This is a genomic window from Tabrizicola sp. (genome assembly GCF_041913445.1).
Taxonomy (GTDB): domain Bacteria; phylum Pseudomonadota; class Alphaproteobacteria; order Rhodobacterales; family Rhodobacteraceae; genus Tabrizicola.
In genome coordinates this window covers 307,831-322,229 of record NZ_JAYSFG010000002.1, presented here as the reverse complement: position 1 = coordinate 322,229, position 14,399 = coordinate 307,831, and the positions used below count along the sequence as shown (strand labels likewise).

The 14,399-nt window shown below is 68.6% G+C and carries 12 protein-coding genes; 7 read left to right on the top strand and 5 right to left on the bottom strand.

Going from position 1 to position 14,399, the window contains the following annotated elements:
• Together ACE3Q6_RS03860 and ACE3Q6_RS03855 are read right to left on the bottom strand one after the other, a co-directional pair.
• Nucleotides 1-879, bottom strand: a complete 879-nt coding sequence (locus ACE3Q6_RS03860; protein WP_374428684.1) for a carbohydrate ABC transporter permease — start codon at nt 877-879, stop codon at nt 1-3.
• 103 nt (nt 880-982) lie between these two features.
• A complete protein-coding gene (locus ACE3Q6_RS03855; protein WP_374428681.1) occupies nt 983-2,323 on the bottom strand; it encodes a sugar ABC transporter substrate-binding protein in 1,341 nt (446 codons plus the stop codon).
• Nucleotides 2,324-2,463: 140 nt separating this feature from the next.
• Here ACE3Q6_RS03855 and ACE3Q6_RS03850 point away from each other — a divergent pair, with 140 nt between their 5' ends.
• The 7 genes from ACE3Q6_RS03850 to ACE3Q6_RS03820 all read left to right on the top strand — a co-directional run bounded on the left by ACE3Q6_RS03850 (nt 2,464) and on the right by ACE3Q6_RS03820 (nt 11,916).
• Entirely contained in the window at nt 2,464-3,525 is a 1,062-nt protein-coding gene (locus ACE3Q6_RS03850) for an ABC transporter ATP-binding protein (protein WP_374428678.1), read from the top strand.
• Nucleotides 3,522-4,862 (top strand): sn-glycerol-1-phosphate dehydrogenase, encoded by a 1,341-nt coding sequence (locus ACE3Q6_RS03845; RefSeq protein WP_374428676.1) that lies wholly within the window; start codon nt 3,522-3,524, stop codon nt 4,860-4,862. Before ACE3Q6_RS03850 ends, ACE3Q6_RS03845 begins: the two co-directional genes overlap by 4 nt.
• On the top strand, nt 4,859-5,419 hold the full coding sequence (locus ACE3Q6_RS03840) for an SIS domain-containing protein (protein ID WP_374428674.1): 561 nt from the start codon (nt 4,859-4,861) through the stop codon (nt 5,417-5,419). Before ACE3Q6_RS03845 ends, ACE3Q6_RS03840 begins: the two co-directional genes overlap by 4 nt.
• A 3-nt stretch (nt 5,420-5,422) precedes the next feature.
• Complete coding sequence (locus tag ACE3Q6_RS03835; RefSeq protein WP_374428673.1) at nt 5,423-6,190, top strand: SDR family NAD(P)-dependent oxidoreductase; 768 nt, start codon at nt 5,423-5,425, stop codon at nt 6,188-6,190.
• A complete protein-coding gene (locus ACE3Q6_RS03830) occupies nt 6,183-7,115 on the top strand; it encodes an HAD-IIA family hydrolase (RefSeq protein WP_374428671.1) in 933 nt (310 codons plus the stop codon). The genes ACE3Q6_RS03835 and ACE3Q6_RS03830 overlap by 8 nt, the downstream gene beginning before the upstream one ends.
• A 546-nt stretch (nt 7,116-7,661) precedes the next feature.
• Nucleotides 7,662-8,807: an efflux RND transporter periplasmic adaptor subunit gene (locus ACE3Q6_RS03825; RefSeq protein ID WP_374428668.1), complete on the top strand. Its 1,146-nt coding sequence runs from the start codon at nt 7,662-7,664 to the stop codon at nt 8,805-8,807.
• Between the two features lie 4 nt (nt 8,808-8,811).
• Nucleotides 8,812-11,916 carry an efflux RND transporter permease subunit gene (locus ACE3Q6_RS03820; RefSeq protein ID WP_374428666.1) on the top strand — a complete coding sequence of 1,035 codons (3,105 nt, stop codon included), beginning with the start codon at nt 8,812-8,814 and terminating at the stop codon, nt 11,914-11,916.
• A gap of 6 nt (nt 11,917-11,922) precedes the next feature.
• Here the strand turns inward: ACE3Q6_RS03820 and ACE3Q6_RS03815 are convergent, their stop codons facing one another.
• From ACE3Q6_RS03815 to ACE3Q6_RS03805, 3 genes are all read right to left on the bottom strand, one after another.
• On the bottom strand, nt 11,923-12,360 hold the full coding sequence (locus ACE3Q6_RS03815) for a hypothetical protein (protein ID WP_374428664.1): 438 nt from the start codon (nt 12,358-12,360) through the stop codon (nt 11,923-11,925).
• Between the two features lie 205 nt (nt 12,361-12,565).
• A complete protein-coding gene (locus tag ACE3Q6_RS03810) occupies nt 12,566-13,735 on the bottom strand; it encodes a zinc-dependent alcohol dehydrogenase (protein WP_374428662.1) in 1,170 nt (389 codons plus the stop codon).
• Nucleotide 13,736: 1 nt separating this feature from the next.
• Nucleotides 13,737-14,357: an SRPBCC family protein gene (locus ACE3Q6_RS03805; RefSeq protein WP_374428660.1), complete on the bottom strand. Its 621-nt coding sequence runs from the start codon at nt 14,355-14,357 to the stop codon at nt 13,737-13,739.
• Between the last annotated feature and the right edge of the window lie 42 nt (nt 14,358-14,399).

Genomic DNA, 14,399 nt, shown 5'->3' with positions numbered 1-14,399 from the left:
TCAGCGGACCTCGCGGTAGAAAAGTTTGATGTAGAGCCGGGCCAGCACGATGGTGATCGCCAGCATGATGATCGACTGCGCCGCCGCCATGCCGATGTCGAACTGCCGGTTGCCGACGCGCTCGATCAAGACGGCGATGAACTCGGTGGCCGACCCCGGCCCGCCGCGCGTCATGGTGAAGGGCATGTCGAAGAGCTTCAGCGTGTCCGCCGTGCGCAGGATCAGGACGGCCACCAGGCTGGGGATCAGGAACGGCAGCTGCACATGGCGCAGGACGGTCCAGTTCGACTTCGTCTCCAGCTTGGCGGCCTCTTCGATCTCGGGCGGGACGGTCGAAAGGCCGGCCAAGAGCACAAGTGCCACGAAGGGCGTCCACTGCCAGATGTCCCATAGGACCACGGCGATGAATGCATTTGTCGGATCACCGATAAAATTGATCGCGTCGACGCCGATCCAGCCCAGCATCTGGTTGATGACGCCGTATTTCTGGTTCAGCATCACCTGCGCCAGAAGTCCCACCACGGCATAGGTCGTGGCCATCGGCAGGACCAGCGACAGCCGCGTCAGCGTCTTCCAGAAGGTCAGCCCCGGCCGGTGCAGGACCAGCGCGATCAACAGGCCCAGCGCGATCTGGATCGGCACCGCGATGATGAACAAGAGCCCCGTCCGCCCCATCGCCTGCCAGAAGACCGGGTCGGTCAGGACGGCCCAGTAGTTCTCGAGCCCGACGAACCTTTGCTGCGCGATCTTGGTCAGGTTGAAGTAGTGCAGGCTTTTCCAGACCGCATAAAGCAGCGGCGCGATGCCCACGATGGCCAGCGCTGCAACGGCGGGGCCAAGGAAGGCGGCGACAGTGCGCCGGGGCACGCGGAAGGTCATGGGGGGCCTCGCTCGGGTCTGCTTTTGGTCAGGCCCCCGCCGCGGGGGCGGGGGCCTTCGGTGCCCGAAGGCACGTCTCCTGGGAGGAGATTACACCGGGCGCTTACTGCGCCAAGGGCTTCTTGCCGTCGTAGTAGCCGGCCTCGGCCAGTACCGCTTCCATCTTCTCGCCGATCTGCTTGGAGCCCTCTTCTATGCTGACTTCACCCAGCATCATCTTGGTGCCCCATTCCTGCACGATCTCGGTGATCGCGGGCCATTCGGCGAAGCGCGGACGGAACTCCGGCACGCCTTCCTTCCAGCTTTCGACCAGCGCCGGGATGAACTTGAACTTCTCGGCCAGCGCCGGATCGGCATAGGCCGACTGCCGCGCCGGGACGCCGCCCATCTCCAGGTACTGGCCCGCCTTGGCCTTCGAGGTCACCCACTGGATGAAGAGCCATCCGGCCGCCTTTTCGGCGTCATCGGCCTGGGTTGCCACCGCCAGCGAGAAGCCGCCCAGCGCCGGTTTCCGGCCTGCCGGGCCGGTGGGTTCCGGAGCAATTTCAACGCAGTCCGCGACTTTCGACGTCTCGGGGCTGACCACGGTCGAATAGAAAGCCGACCATTCGGTGATCATCGCCACGTCGCCCTGCGCAAAGGCGTTCACCGTCTCGGCATGGTCATAGGCGACGATGCCTTCGGGCATGAACTTCATCAGGTCCTGACGGAACTTGAGGCCCGCCTGAGACTCCGGCGACATCAGGTTCGACTTGAACTCGGCGTTCAGGAACGACCCGCCGAAGGGCCACAGGAACCGGGCAAAGCTGTCGGCCGACTGGGTCTCGTTGCGCTTCGACTGCAGTGCGTAGGCGTACTTGCCGTCCTTGGTCAGCGCCGGGCCATAGGTGTCCATCACCTCTTGCCAGGTGGCCGGGGGCTTGTCGAACCCGGCATCGGCCAGCATGCACTTGTTGTAGAACAGCAGGCCCGAATAGTTGTCGAACGGCAGGCCGTAGTTCACCCCGTTCCAAGACCCGAAGGCGTCCAGCACCAGCGGGAAGAAGTCGGCCATGTCCAGCTCGGGGTCGGCCAGTTCCGGGTTGTTGATGAAGGTCTCGGACGGGACGAGCCAGCCGTTCTCGGCGAAGTTGCCGATCCAGACGAGGTCGATCAGCGCGATGTCGAGGTCGCCCCCGGCCACGAAGTCACGCACCTGTTCGCCCAGCGCGTTCTCATACGGCACGGTGGTGTAGTTGACCTTGATGCCGGTCGCCGCCTCGAATTCCGGCAGCATCTGGATCGCGGCGTTGTAGCCCGGACGGTCCAGGAACAGCACTTCCAGCTCGGTCCCGGCATAGGGCTTGGCCGCCTCTTCCAGGGACCAGGCCTGCGCCGCGCCGGTCAGACCGGCCAGCGACGCGGACGCCAGCGCAAGCGCGCTGACATGCGACTTGAGTTTCATTCCAACCTCCCTAAGGTTCAGCGTTGCAGAGTTGACTTCCATTTGTAACGCTGCACATATAAATGTATCGAAACCGGGGCGAGTCAACCGGAAAAAATGCAAGTCAGCGCCGGAAGGCCGGCGCAAGGGAAAGGGTCGGCATGGCCGAGGTCAGGCTGTCGGGCGTGAACAAGTTCTACGGTGCGGCGCAGGCGCTGCACGACGTGTCGCTGGACATCGCGGATGGCGAATTCGCGGTCTTCGTCGGGCCCTCGGGCTGCGGGAAGTCGACGCTTCTGCGGTCCATCGCGGGGCTGGAGGAGATTTCGGGCGGCACGGTCCACATCGGCGACCGCGATGTGACGCGCGCTGCCCCCAGCGACCGCGATGTGGCGATGGTGTTCCAGTCCTATGCGCTATACCCGCATATGACCGTGCGCGAGAACATGGACTTCGGCATGAAGGTGAACAACTTCCCCGAAGCCGACCGCAAGCGCCGGATCGCCGAGGCCGCGCGCATCCTGCAGCTGGAACCCTACCTTGACCGCAAGCCCGGCCAGTTGTCCGGTGGCCAGCGCCAGCGCGTCGCCATCGGCCGGGCCATCGTCAAGGAACCGAAGGTGTTCCTCTTCGACGAGCCGCTGTCGAACCTCGACGCAAAGCTGCGAGTGCAGATGCGGGTGGAGCTTGAGGCGCTGCACCGCGACCTGAAGGCCACGATGATCTACGTCACCCACGACCAGGTCGAGGCCATGACCATGGCCGACAAGATCGTGGTCCTTAATGCGGGGCGCATCGAACAGGTCGGCGCGCCGATGGAGCTTTACAACCGCCCCGCCAGCGAATTCGTCGCGGGCTTCATCGGGGCACCGGCGATGAACTTCCTTCCCGTCGATCTGCGCGAGGGGCAGGTGGTGGTCGAGGGCGTGACCCTGGGCGCGGCGCCGGCAGGGACGGTGAAACTGGGCATCCGACCCGAGCATCTTGTCCTGAAGCCGGCCGGACAGGGCCAGCTCTCGGCCACCGTGTCCATCACCGAAACCTTGGGGGGTGACGCCTACCTTTACGTGCGGCTCAACGGCGGGCAGACCCTCGTCGTCCGGGCCGAGGGCGACACGGCGCTGGACCACGGGGCCGAGATCGGCCTCGACCTGCCCGCGCACCGCCAGCACCATTTCGCGGCCGATGGCAGGACGCTCGCGTCGGGCGGGGTGGCGCGATGAGCGGGGACCTGATCCGCGACGCGGTGGCGCGGTCGGCGAATGTGGCCGAGGTGGTGATCGGGCGCGGCGTCCTGGCCCGGGCCGGGGCGCTTTACGCCCGCCACTTCCAGGGTCCGGTGGTCCTGATGGCCGACGACAAAGGATGGGGTGCTGCGGGAGCCGGCGTCGAAGCCGCCCTCACCGCCGCGGGCATCACCTCGCGTCGACACATCATTCCCGCTCAACCGCGCCCGAAACCCACGGTGGACCTCGCCGATTCGCTCCGCGCCGTCCTGAAACCGGGCGAGACACCCATCGCCATCGGCTCGGGCGTGATGAACGACGTGGTCAAGCACGCGGCCTTCACCGCCGACATCCCCTACATGTGCGTGGCCACCGCGGCCAGCATGGACGGCTATACCTCCGCCGGGGCGCCGCTGTCCGAGAAGGGGTTCAAGAAGACGATTCCCTGCCGTCCGGCCAAGGTCCTCCTCGCCGACCTCGACGTGATTGCCGCCGCCCCGCCCGAGATGACTGGCTGGGGCTATGGGGACCTTGCCGGAAAAGTCCCGGCGGGCGGCGACTGGATCATCGCCGACGCGCTGGGGATCGAAGCCATCGACGATGTTGCCTGGCCGATGGTGCAAGGCGGCCTAGAGGGCTGGCTCTCGCAGCCCCAGCGGATCGCGGCGGGCGACCGGGACGCGGTGGAGGGGCTGTTCCTGGGCCTCACGCTCGTGGGCCTTGCGATGGAAGCGCACGGCTCGTCCCGCCCGGCCAGCGGTGCCGACCACCAGATCGCGCATCTGTGGGAGATGGATGACCTCCACCACGGCGGCGAACGCGTCAGCCACGGTGCCTGCGTCGCGGTGGGCACGATGACGGCGCTGCGGATGTACGACTGGCTCCTGACCCGCGACCTTTCGTCCCTCGACCCGGCCCGCCGCGCCGCCGAGGCCCCGACGCTGGCCGCCAAGCAGGCCGAGATCCTGGATCGTTTCGGCCCCGGCGAGATCGCCGATCGCGCCATCGTCGAAACCCGCGCAAAACATGTCGAGGGCGTCGAACTGAAGGCCCGCCTCACCCGCCTGCGCGACGCATGGCCGGACCTCGCGCAGCGCCTGCGCGACCGACTCTGGACCGCCGACCGCATGGCCGGCCACCTCGCCACCGCCGGCGCCCCGGTCGAGGCCCAGGACATCGGTGTCGATCCCGCCTACCTTTACCGCACGATCCTGAAGGCCCGCTTCCTGCGCAGCCGCTATACCGTGCTCGACCTCCTGGACGAGGTGGGGCTTCTGGACCAGGCGGCGCTTGCCGCCCTGCCGAAGGCCGCGCAAACAAGGGTGGGCACATGACGCTTTCCGACCTTGCAACCCGGGCCGCCCAGGAAATCCGCGACGCGGTCGCCGCCATCGACCCCGCGGCGCTGGACGGCATGGTCACCGAACTCGCGCAGGCCAAACGCGTGGTCTGCTACGGCGTCGGGCGCGAGGGGCTGATGATGCGGGCACTGGCCATGCGGCTTTACCACATGGGCCTCGATGCGCATGTCGTGGGCGACATGTCCTGCCCGCCCGTCGGCCCCGGCGACCTTCTGGTGGTCAGCGCGGGGCCCGGCGGATTTTCCACCGTGGACGGGCTGATCGGCGTGGCCCGCAACGCGGGCGCCCGGATCGCCTGCGTCACGGCGCAGCCCCAGGGCAGCGCGCCCATGGCCGCCGACCGTGTGTTCCTGATCCCCGCCCAGACCATGGCCAATGACCAGGGCGCCGCCGCGACCTCGGTCCTGCCGATGGGCTCACTCTTTGAAGGCGCGCAGTATCTTGCGTTCGAGTTGCTGGTCCTCGCCCTCCGTGACAGGTTGGCCGTGGACCCGCAGGCGATGCGCGCCCGCCATACCAACCTGGAGTAGCCGATGGGCTGGCAGGACCGCTTTTCGCTGAAGGGCCGCAAGGCGCTGATCACCGGGGCCTCCAAGGGCATCGGGGCCGAGATCGCCGCCGTCTTCGCCGAAGCCGGGGCCGACATCGTGGCGCTGGGACGGGACCAGGCCGACCTCGACGCCACCGCCGCCAGGGTCCGCGCCCAGGGTCGCCGCTGCCTGACGCTGGTGGCCGAGATGGCCAGTCCCACCGAACCCGTGACCGCCTGCGAAACGGCGCTGAAGGAATGGGGCACTATCGATATCCTCGTGAACTCGGCCGGGATCGCCCATGTCGCCCCCGCCCTGGACTTCACGACGGACGCCTGGGACCGGATGATGGCCGTAAACCTCCGCGCGCCCTTCCTGACGGCTCGGACGCTGGCCCCCGCGATGATCGCGCAGCGCTGGGGCAAGGTCATCAACATCTCTTCGCAGACCGGGGTCATCGCGCTCGACGACCACGCGGCCTATGCCTCGTCGAAGGGAGGTCTCAACGCGCTGACGAAGTCGCTCTGCGCCGAATGGGCGCGCCACAACATTCAGGTGAACGCGATCTGCCCAACGGTGGTGATGACCCCGATGGGGGTCGAGGTCTGGGGCAAGCCCGAAAAGGGCGACCCTTTCCGCAACGCCACCCCGGCCCGCCGTTTTGCCGAGCCGGTGGAAGTCGCGGACGCGGCACTTTACCTCGCTTCAGACGCCTCGGCGATGGTCAACGGCGCGCTTCTCATGGTGGAAGGCGGCTTCACCAGTGTCTGACGTGTCCCTCGACGCCGGTGCGGGCGACATGCTGTCGGACGCGCCCTCCGCCTTCGCCCGGTATGAGGCGATCCGCCCCCGCCTGCCGCAGGCCCGCTATCCGTCCCGGTCGCTCCACCTGCCGTCGCTGGAAGAGGTGGCCGATCACGTGGACGGCTTTCTCCTGGATGCCTTCGGGGTCCTGAACGTGGGCGAGACCCCCATTCCCGGCGCCGTCGCCAGGCTCAAGTCGCTTCGCGCGCGGGGCAAGCGGCTTGCGGTCCTGACCAATGCCGCCAGCTACACCCGCGAGCAGCTTCTGGCCAAGTATCACCGCCTCGGCTTCGACTTCACCGCCGACGAGGTCGTGGCCTCCCGCGATGTTGCCGTGGCGCGGCTCGAGACCATCGCCCCCGGCGCGACCTGGGCGGCCATCGCGGCGGCGGGGGACACGTTTGCCGATATCCCCGCGCGGCTCGTCGACGCGGTCGCAGACCCTACGGCGCTGGGGTCGGCCGACGCGATCCTGTTCCTGTCCACCGCGCGCTGGACCCCTGCCCTGCAAGCGGCACTGATCGCGGCGCTCCGCCAGCGCCCGCGCCCCATGGTCATCGCCAACCCCGACCTCGTGGCCCCGCGCGAAGGCGGGCTGACGCTGGAGCCGGGGCTTTTCGGCCATGATCTCCTCGACCAGGTCCCGGTCGAGACGCACTGGTTCGGCAAGCCCTTCCCCGAGGCTTTCGCCGAAGGCATCGCACGAACGGGCCTCGCCCCGGACCGGCTGGCGATGGTGGGCGACACGCTCCACACCGATGTCCTTGGCGGAGCGGCGGCCGGCTGCCGAAGCGTGCTTGTCACCGATCACGGCCTTTTCGCGGGCCTGGACGCCCAGCCCTTCATCCAGGCGTCGGGCATCATCCCGGACTTCATCCTGCCCAGCATCTGACCGTGCAGCCCGACGTTCTCGCGCGCGAAAACCGCTCAGCCCGGCTCGCGCGACGCCCCGCGCCGTCGCCCCGTCACGCATTGCGCCCTCCCCCACCAGGCGCGGCGCGTCCGGCAAAGACCACATGGCGATGCGCCACCCGGGGCCGAGCCGCAGGTCCAGGAGCGTCGCTGGCCCCCGGCGCCGATTTCTTCGAAGAAATCGGTCCGGAGTTTTCGAAAACTCCGGCGCTCCACGCGTGGCGAAGGGTCTCAGGGGGGGTTGATTGCCCCTGCCCCGCGACCACCACGAGATCGGCCTTCACAATGTCCGGCCCACCGCCCCTTCGCTACGTCGCCGGACCGGACCACCCCCTCTCCACCCACCCCTTCCGGCTCAAGGCAAGGTGACTTGCCGATTTGACCCCGCGCCTCAATTCTGCACCGATGCGCGGGACGGGCCTTGCCTTGGCCCCTGCCGCGTTAAGTCGCGCTCTGGGCCACAGGTCCGGCTGCGGCCGTCACGGGGAAGTCCGGCACCTGCGGGGCCGATCACGAAGGGTCTTGGATGAAGCTTGGCAGCCAGCTTGTCGTCGTCGCACTGATCGCTGCCGTGGCCGTTCCGGTCTCGGCCCGCTTCGTCCCCGGCAGCCATCCCTGGCTGGACCGGGTCGGCCTTCTCGGCCCGCTCAGCGCGGCCGGGCTTGTGCCCGCGCCAGTAGAGGACACGGGCCGCTCTGGCCCTGGCGGTCCCGGCAGTCGCGCGGGCGGCGAGGTTCCGGTCATCGCGCTTCCCGTCGAGACGCGGGCGATGCAGGACCTTCTGTCGGTCATCGGCTCTGCCGAAGGCGCGCAGGCTGCGGACCTCGCCTTCGGCGTGACCGGCCGGATCGCGGAAATCTCCGTGGCCCCTGGCGACCGGGTCGAGGCCGGGACCGTCATCGCCCGGCTCGATGCCGCCACCGCCCAGCTTTCGGTCGACCGGGCCCGGCTGGTGCTGGAAGATGCCCAGCGCACCGTCGACCGGCTGGCCCAGCTGACCCAGTCCGGCGCCGCCAGCACCCTGCAACGCCAGGAGGCCGAGCTTGCGCTGCGCACCGCCGACCTGGAACTCAAGACCGCCGAGCGCACGCTCGCCGACCACCAGCTTCTGGCCCCGATCCCCGGCTTCGTCGGCCTGATCGAACCGCAGCCCGGATCGCTCGTCACCTCCTCTACCACCATCACCAGGATCGAGGACCGCTCCACCCTGATCCTCGACTTCCGCGTCCCAGAACGGCTGGCCCCGCTGATCCGGGTCGGAGACCGGCTCGACGCCATGGCCGTCTCGCTCCCCGGCAGCACGGTCGAAGGCCGGGTGATCTCGGTCGACAACCGCGTGGACGAGGCCAGCCGCACGCTCCGCGTCCGGGCCAGCATCGGCAATCCCGAGGACCGCTTCCGCGCCGGCATGGCCTTCCGCATCGACCTGGGCTTCACCGGGGCCGACTATCCGGCCGTGGATCCGCTGTCGATCCAGTGGGGCTCGGAGGGCGCCTATGTCTGGGTCGTGCGCGAGGGCAAGGCGACCCGGCTTCCCGTCAGCCTCATGCAGCGCAACGCCGACTTCGTGCTGGTCGAGGGCGACTTCGCCCCCGGCGACCTTGTCGTGACCGAAGGCGTCAACCTCCTGCGCCCGGGGTCCGCCGTCACCGTCACCCCGCCGCGGAGCTGACCCTATGGACACCCCCGCCCCCAACGCGCCCCACCGCGTCGCGCTCTTCGTCCGCCGGCCGGTCCTTGCCTTCGTTCTGAACGCGCTCATCGTCATCGCGGGCCTTGCGGCCTTCCTCGGCGTCGATGTCCGCGAACTTCCGGCGGTCGAGCGCCCCGTCGTCTCGATCTCGACCGACTACTCCGGCGCCGCGCCCGAAACCGTCGACCGCGAGGTGACGGCGGTGATCGAAGGTGCGGCCAGCCGGATCCCGGGTGTCGAATCCATTTCCTCCTCCTCGCGCTTCGGCTCCAGCCGCGTGACCGTCGAATTCGGCGAGGGCGTGGACCTCGACATCGCCGCCACCGACCTGCGCGATGCCGTGGCCCGTCTCGCCGGGTCGCTTCCTGACGGCGCCGAGGCCCCCCGCGTCGTCAAGTCCGACGCCGATTCCGACGCGATCCTGCGCATCGCGGTGACCTCGCCCAAGCGGACCGCCGACGAACTGACCGCACTGGTCAGCGAGCTTGCCGAATCGCGCCTTCTTGCCGCTCCCGGCGTGGCCGACCTGCAGATCTTCGGCGACCGCGAGCTTTCCTTCCGCGTCGACATCGACCTCATGCAGCTGGCCGCACGTGGACTGACCGTTGCCGACCTTCGCACAGTCCTGGCGGGTGTCGCGCAGGATTCGCCCGCAGGCTCGCTCAGCTCGGACCGGCAGACCCTGCAGGTCCGCACCACGGCGGCCATCGCCACCGCCGAAGAGATCGAGGCGCTGACCATCGCAGGCGACGTCCGGCTTGGCGACGTGGCACAGGTGACGCTTGGCCCCGAATCCGGCGCGTCGATCCTGCGTGCCAACGGCGAAACCGGGATCGGCCTCGGCATCATCCGCCAGGCCAACGGCAACTCGCTCGCGATCTCGGCCGCCGTGCGCGACGTGGTGGCGGACCTGCAGCCGCTGCTGCCGGAAGACGTGCGCATGTATGTCACCTCGGACAGCGCCGATTTCATCCAGGGCGCGATCCACGAGGTCGAACTGGCGCTGGTCCTGTCGGTGCTGATCGTGACGGCGGTGATCTACCTCTTCCTGCGCGACGCCCGCGCCACGCTGATCCCGGTCGTGGCCATTCCCGTCGCCATGATCGGCACGCTGGCCGCGATCTGGCTGGTGGGCTTTTCCATCAACATCATGACGCTTCTGGCGCTGGTCCTCGCGACCGGGATCGTGGTGGATGACGCCATCGTCGTGCTGGAGAACATCGTCCGTCGCCGGTCCGAAGGCATGGGCGCCCGCGCCGCGGCCGTGCTTGGCGCCGAACAGGTGTTCTTCGCCGTCCTCGCCACCACCGCGACCCTGGCCGCCGTCTTCGTGCCGCTCTCCTTCCTGCCGGGCCAGACCGGCGGGCTGTTCCGTGAATTCGGCTTCACCCTCGCCATCGCGGTCCTTTTGTCCTCGGTCACCGCGCTGACGCTCTGCCCCGTGCTTGCCGCGCGGATGCTGCGGCCCCACGCGCAACGCCGGGGCAGGCTGGACCGGGTCGGCGATGCCCTCTCGGGCGTCTACGCCTGGACCCTGCGGCGCTGCCTCAACGCGCCGCTCGTCGCGGTGGCTGTGGCCGTCGTCTTCGCCGCGCTGGCCTTCGCCACCTTCACCACGCTCCGCCAGGAACTGACCCCGACCGAGGACCGCTCCGTGATCCTTCTGTCGGTATCGGCCCCGCAGGGCGTGGCGCTTGACTACACCGATGCCAAGATGCGCGAGATCGAGGCGCTCGTCGAACCGCTGCGCGCCTCGGGCGAAGTCACCAGCGTCTTTTCCATCTCGGGCACCGGCGGCGGAAGCCGGGGCTTCATGGTCATCACCCTGGCCGACTGGGCCGACCGCACCCGCAGCCAGCAAGAGATTTCCGACGAACTGACCGCGGGCCTGCGCGGCATCGTCGGCATCCGCGCCTTCGCAATCCAGCCCAACTCGCTGGGGATCCGGGGGGCCGGACAGGGCCTGTCCTTCGCGCTCCTTGGCGACGATTACGGCAATCTGGCCGAGGCCGCCCGCGCTCTGGTCGACAAGATGGAGGAAGACCCCCGCTTCGGCCAGGTGCGGCTTGGCTACGACACCACCCAGCCACAGCTTTATGTCGAGATCGACCGCGCCCGGGCCGAGGATCTGGGCGTCCGCATCGACGGTCTGGGCGAAGCCCTGCAGGCCGTGCTGGACGGCCGCACGGTGGGCACGATCTTCCTGCAGGACGACAGCTTCGACATCCGGCTCGTCTCGACCGAAACGCCGGTGGACGACCCCGGCGACCTGGAACGTACCTTCGTCCCTTCGGACAGCGGGCAGCTCGTTCCGCTGTCGTCCTTCGCCACGCTGACCGAACGCGCCATCGCGCCCGAGCTTGGCCGCGAGTCCCAAAGCCGCTCGGTCCCGATCACCGCGTCCCTCTCCCCCGACTTCCCGCTCGGGGCAGCCCTGGCCGAGGTCCGGGCCCTGTCCGACGACGTCCTGACCGAAGACATGCGCCTCGTCCCCCTGGCCGAAGCCGCGACCCTGGGCGAGACCTCGTCCAGCCTTCTCCTTACCTTCGCCATCGCGCTGGCTGTCGTGTTCCTCGTGCTTGCCGCCCAGTTCGAAAGCTTCGTCTCGGCCGTGATCGTCATGGCGACGGTGCCCCTGGGCCTTGCCTGCGCGGTCCTTGCGCTCCTCATCACCGGCGGCAGCGTCAACGTCTATTCGCAGATCGGCCTCGTCCTTCTGGTGGGGATCATGGCGAAGAACGGGATCCTGATCGTGGAATTCGCCGACCAGCTTCGCGAGCGCGGCCACTCCGTCCGCCAGGCGATCGAGGAGGCGTCCATCGTCCGCCTGCGCCCCGTGATGATGACGATGATCGCCACCGTCCTCGGCGGCGTGCCCCTGGTCCTGGCGCAGGGCGCGGGGGCCGAAGCGCGCGAGGTCCTGGGCTGGGTCATCGTCGGCGGCCTGGGCCTGGCAACCATCGCGACGCTTTACATCACGCCCGTGGCCTACCTGCTGCTCGCCGGCCTGTCCAAGCCCCGCTCGGCCGAAAACGCGAAGCTGCAGGGCGAACTTGCCGCGGCCGAAAGGGTCGCTTCCAGAACCTGACGCCCCTCAGCCGGGCGCCAGTTTCACCGAACCCGCGTCGACTGGCAGCGGGGACTTCTGCCGCTTCGGACGCGCCGGGCGCACGGCGGGGACCGGCACTGCCACGGGTTCCGGCGCCTGCTCGACGCTTTGGATCGGCCGCGCCAGGACCAGCACCACGCCATCCTCGGCAACCTGGCCCGTGGCGGGATCCACCCCCACGTCGATCAACAGATGCGGGGACAATTCCGCAAGCCGCTTGATGGCCGACTCCAGCTCGGCCTGCGAGGCCGCGGCCGCCGTGTCGTGCCGCCACCACGCCAGCCGCCCCAAGAGGCGCGTCAGCGACATGGCCTCCATCTCCAGACGGTGACCACGGTCGACCGAGTTCTCGTCATCATGAGACTCCGTCGGCCCCAGCCGGTCGGTGAACATCTGTGCAATCACACTGTGGGTCACGCTCATGACAGTCTCCTCCCTGGAAACGCGGCGTCACACACGCCTCCTGGAAAAGGTGCCACAAGGGACTTGTCCCGTCTGTTCCGCGGGAAACACGATACAGCTCTCGGCACACCTGCCGCATTCCAGGCGCGCCGCCTGCGGCGTGACCGTCCCGCGGGCAAGGCGCGGGACCGCAAGCGCGGCGCAGAAGGCGCGGGACTGTTCCGCGTCAGGGCTTCAGCACCACCTTCGTCCATTCGTTCTGGTTGTCGCTGAAGTTCCGGTAGCCCTCGGCCGCTTCCTCCAGCGACAGGCGGTGCGAGATCAGGAAGGTCGTGTCGATCTGGCCCTCCATGATCCGGTTCAGAAGGTCCCGGGTATAGCGCTGGACATGGGTCTGGCCGGTGCGGATCTGGACGCCCTTCTGCATCAGGGCCCCCATCGGGAACTTGTCGACCATCCCGCCATAGACGCCCGGGATCGACACCCGTCCGCCCTTCCGCACCGCCATCAGCGCCATGCGCAGGACATGGCCCCGGTCAGTGCCCGGCAGGATCTTCTGCTTGATCGTGTCCAGCATGTTGTCCGGCGCAAAGCCGTGGCTCTCCATCCCCACGGCATCGATCACCGCATCCGGGCCGATCCCGCCCGACATCTCCATCAGCGCGTCCAGCACGTGGGTCTGGGTGTAGTCGATGACCTCGGCCCCGAGGCCCCGCGCCAGATCCAGCCGGTGCGGGTGGTGGTCGATGGCGATGACCTGCCCCGCCCCCATCAGCATCGCGGACTGCACCGCGAAAAGCCCCACCGGCCCGCAGCCCCAGACCGCCACCGTATCGCCCGGCACGATGTGCGCGTTCTCGGCCGCCATCCATCCGGTGGGCAGGATGTCGGACAGAAACAGCACCTGCTCGTCATCGATCCCCTCGGGCACCACGATCGGCCCCACGTCAGAGAACGGCACCCGCGCATATTGCGCCTGCCCGCCTGGATAGCCGCCCGTCAGGTCCGAATAGCCGAACATCCCCGTCAGGGCATGGCCATAGGCCGCCTCGGTCGCATCCTGCTTTTCCACCGGATTCGAGTTGTCGCAGCCCGAGAACTGGCCCAGCTGGCAGAAGAAGCACCCGCCGCAGGAAATGGTGAAGGGCACCACCACCCGCTCGCCCTTCCGCAGGGTCGAGCCGGGGCCGGTCTCCACCACGCGGCCCATGAACTCGTGCCCCAGGATGTCGCCCTTCTGCACGCCGGGGATCACCCCGTCATAAAGATGCAGGTCCGACCCGCAGATCGCGGTCGAGGTGATCTCGATGATCGCATCGCGCGGATTGACGATCTCGGGGTCCGGCACGGTCTCGACCCGGACGTCCCGGGTGCCTTGGAAGGTCAGTGCGCGCATGTCAGGTCCTTTCCTCGCGGCGGTTGGCCGAGGTGGCGATCTCGCCCGTCTCGACCAGCATCTTCAGCCGTTTCAACTCGTGCCGACCCTGCAGGCGCGGATCGGCGCGGAAGGCTTTCGCGATCCAGTGCCCGATGGTGCCGCCCGGCGGCTTGTAGGCGATGATCGCCTCGACGATGGACCCGCGACCGGCCGGAGCATCGCGGAAGAACACCTTTCCCTCGGCCTCGATGTCCGAACCCTCGACCGAGCGCCAGGCCAGGAACTCGCCCTTGCGCTCTTCGACGATCCGGGTGGCAAGCGTGACTTCGCTTCCCGCCGGCCCCGCGACGATCCAGCGCCAGGTCCCGTCCGGGCCCTCCTCGACCGAGCGCACGTTCTCCATGAACCGGCCCAACTCGGCGGGCGTGGTCCAGCGCTGGAACAGCTCCTGCCGGGGGGCGGCGATGGTCACCGACCGGCCCGCGACCTTGTAGTCGCCGAACCAGCCCTGCTTCGCAGTCCGGCCGGGGGCACTGTCCGGCGGATGGCCGGCGCGCGATTGCTGCGACAGGTAGTAGGCCGCGACCGCCGCCCCGGCGAGGGCAAGCGGCACCGCGATGCGGGTCGAGGATCGGGTCATGGCAAGGTCCTTCCACCGGGATCAACCGGGGGGCCAACCGGG

What these genes read in the sequence shown, in the direction of transcription:
- ACE3Q6_RS03860 (WP_374428684.1), bottom strand. Translation starts at nt 879, where the DNA reads ATGACCTTCCGCGTGCCCCGGCGCACTGTCGCCGCCTTCCTTGGCCCC.
- ACE3Q6_RS03855 (WP_374428681.1), bottom strand. Translation starts at nt 2,323, where the DNA reads ATGAAACTCAAGTCGCATGTCAGCGCGCTTGCGCTGGCGTCCGCGTCG.
- ACE3Q6_RS03850 (WP_374428678.1), top strand. Translation starts at nt 2,464, where the DNA reads ATGGCCGAGGTCAGGCTGTCGGGCGTGAACAAGTTCTACGGTGCGGCG.
- ACE3Q6_RS03845 (WP_374428676.1), top strand. Translation starts at nt 3,522, where the DNA reads ATGAGCGGGGACCTGATCCGCGACGCGGTGGCGCGGTCGGCGAATGTG.
- ACE3Q6_RS03840 (WP_374428674.1), top strand. Translation starts at nt 4,859, where the DNA reads ATGACGCTTTCCGACCTTGCAACCCGGGCCGCCCAGGAAATCCGCGAC.
- ACE3Q6_RS03835 (WP_374428673.1), top strand. Translation starts at nt 5,423, where the DNA reads ATGGGCTGGCAGGACCGCTTTTCGCTGAAGGGCCGCAAGGCGCTGATC.
- ACE3Q6_RS03825 (WP_374428668.1), top strand. Translation starts at nt 7,662, where the DNA reads ATGAAGCTTGGCAGCCAGCTTGTCGTCGTCGCACTGATCGCTGCCGTG.
- ACE3Q6_RS03820 (WP_374428666.1), top strand. Translation starts at nt 8,812, where the DNA reads ATGGACACCCCCGCCCCCAACGCGCCCCACCGCGTCGCGCTCTTCGTC.
- ACE3Q6_RS03815 (WP_374428664.1), bottom strand. Translation starts at nt 12,360, where the DNA reads ATGAGCGTGACCCACAGTGTGATTGCACAGATGTTCACCGACCGGCTG.
- ACE3Q6_RS03810 (WP_374428662.1), bottom strand. Translation starts at nt 13,735, where the DNA reads ATGCGCGCACTGACCTTCCAAGGCACCCGGGACGTCCGGGTCGAGACC.
- ACE3Q6_RS03805 (WP_374428660.1), bottom strand. Translation starts at nt 14,357, where the DNA reads ATGACCCGATCCTCGACCCGCATCGCGGTGCCGCTTGCCCTCGCCGGG.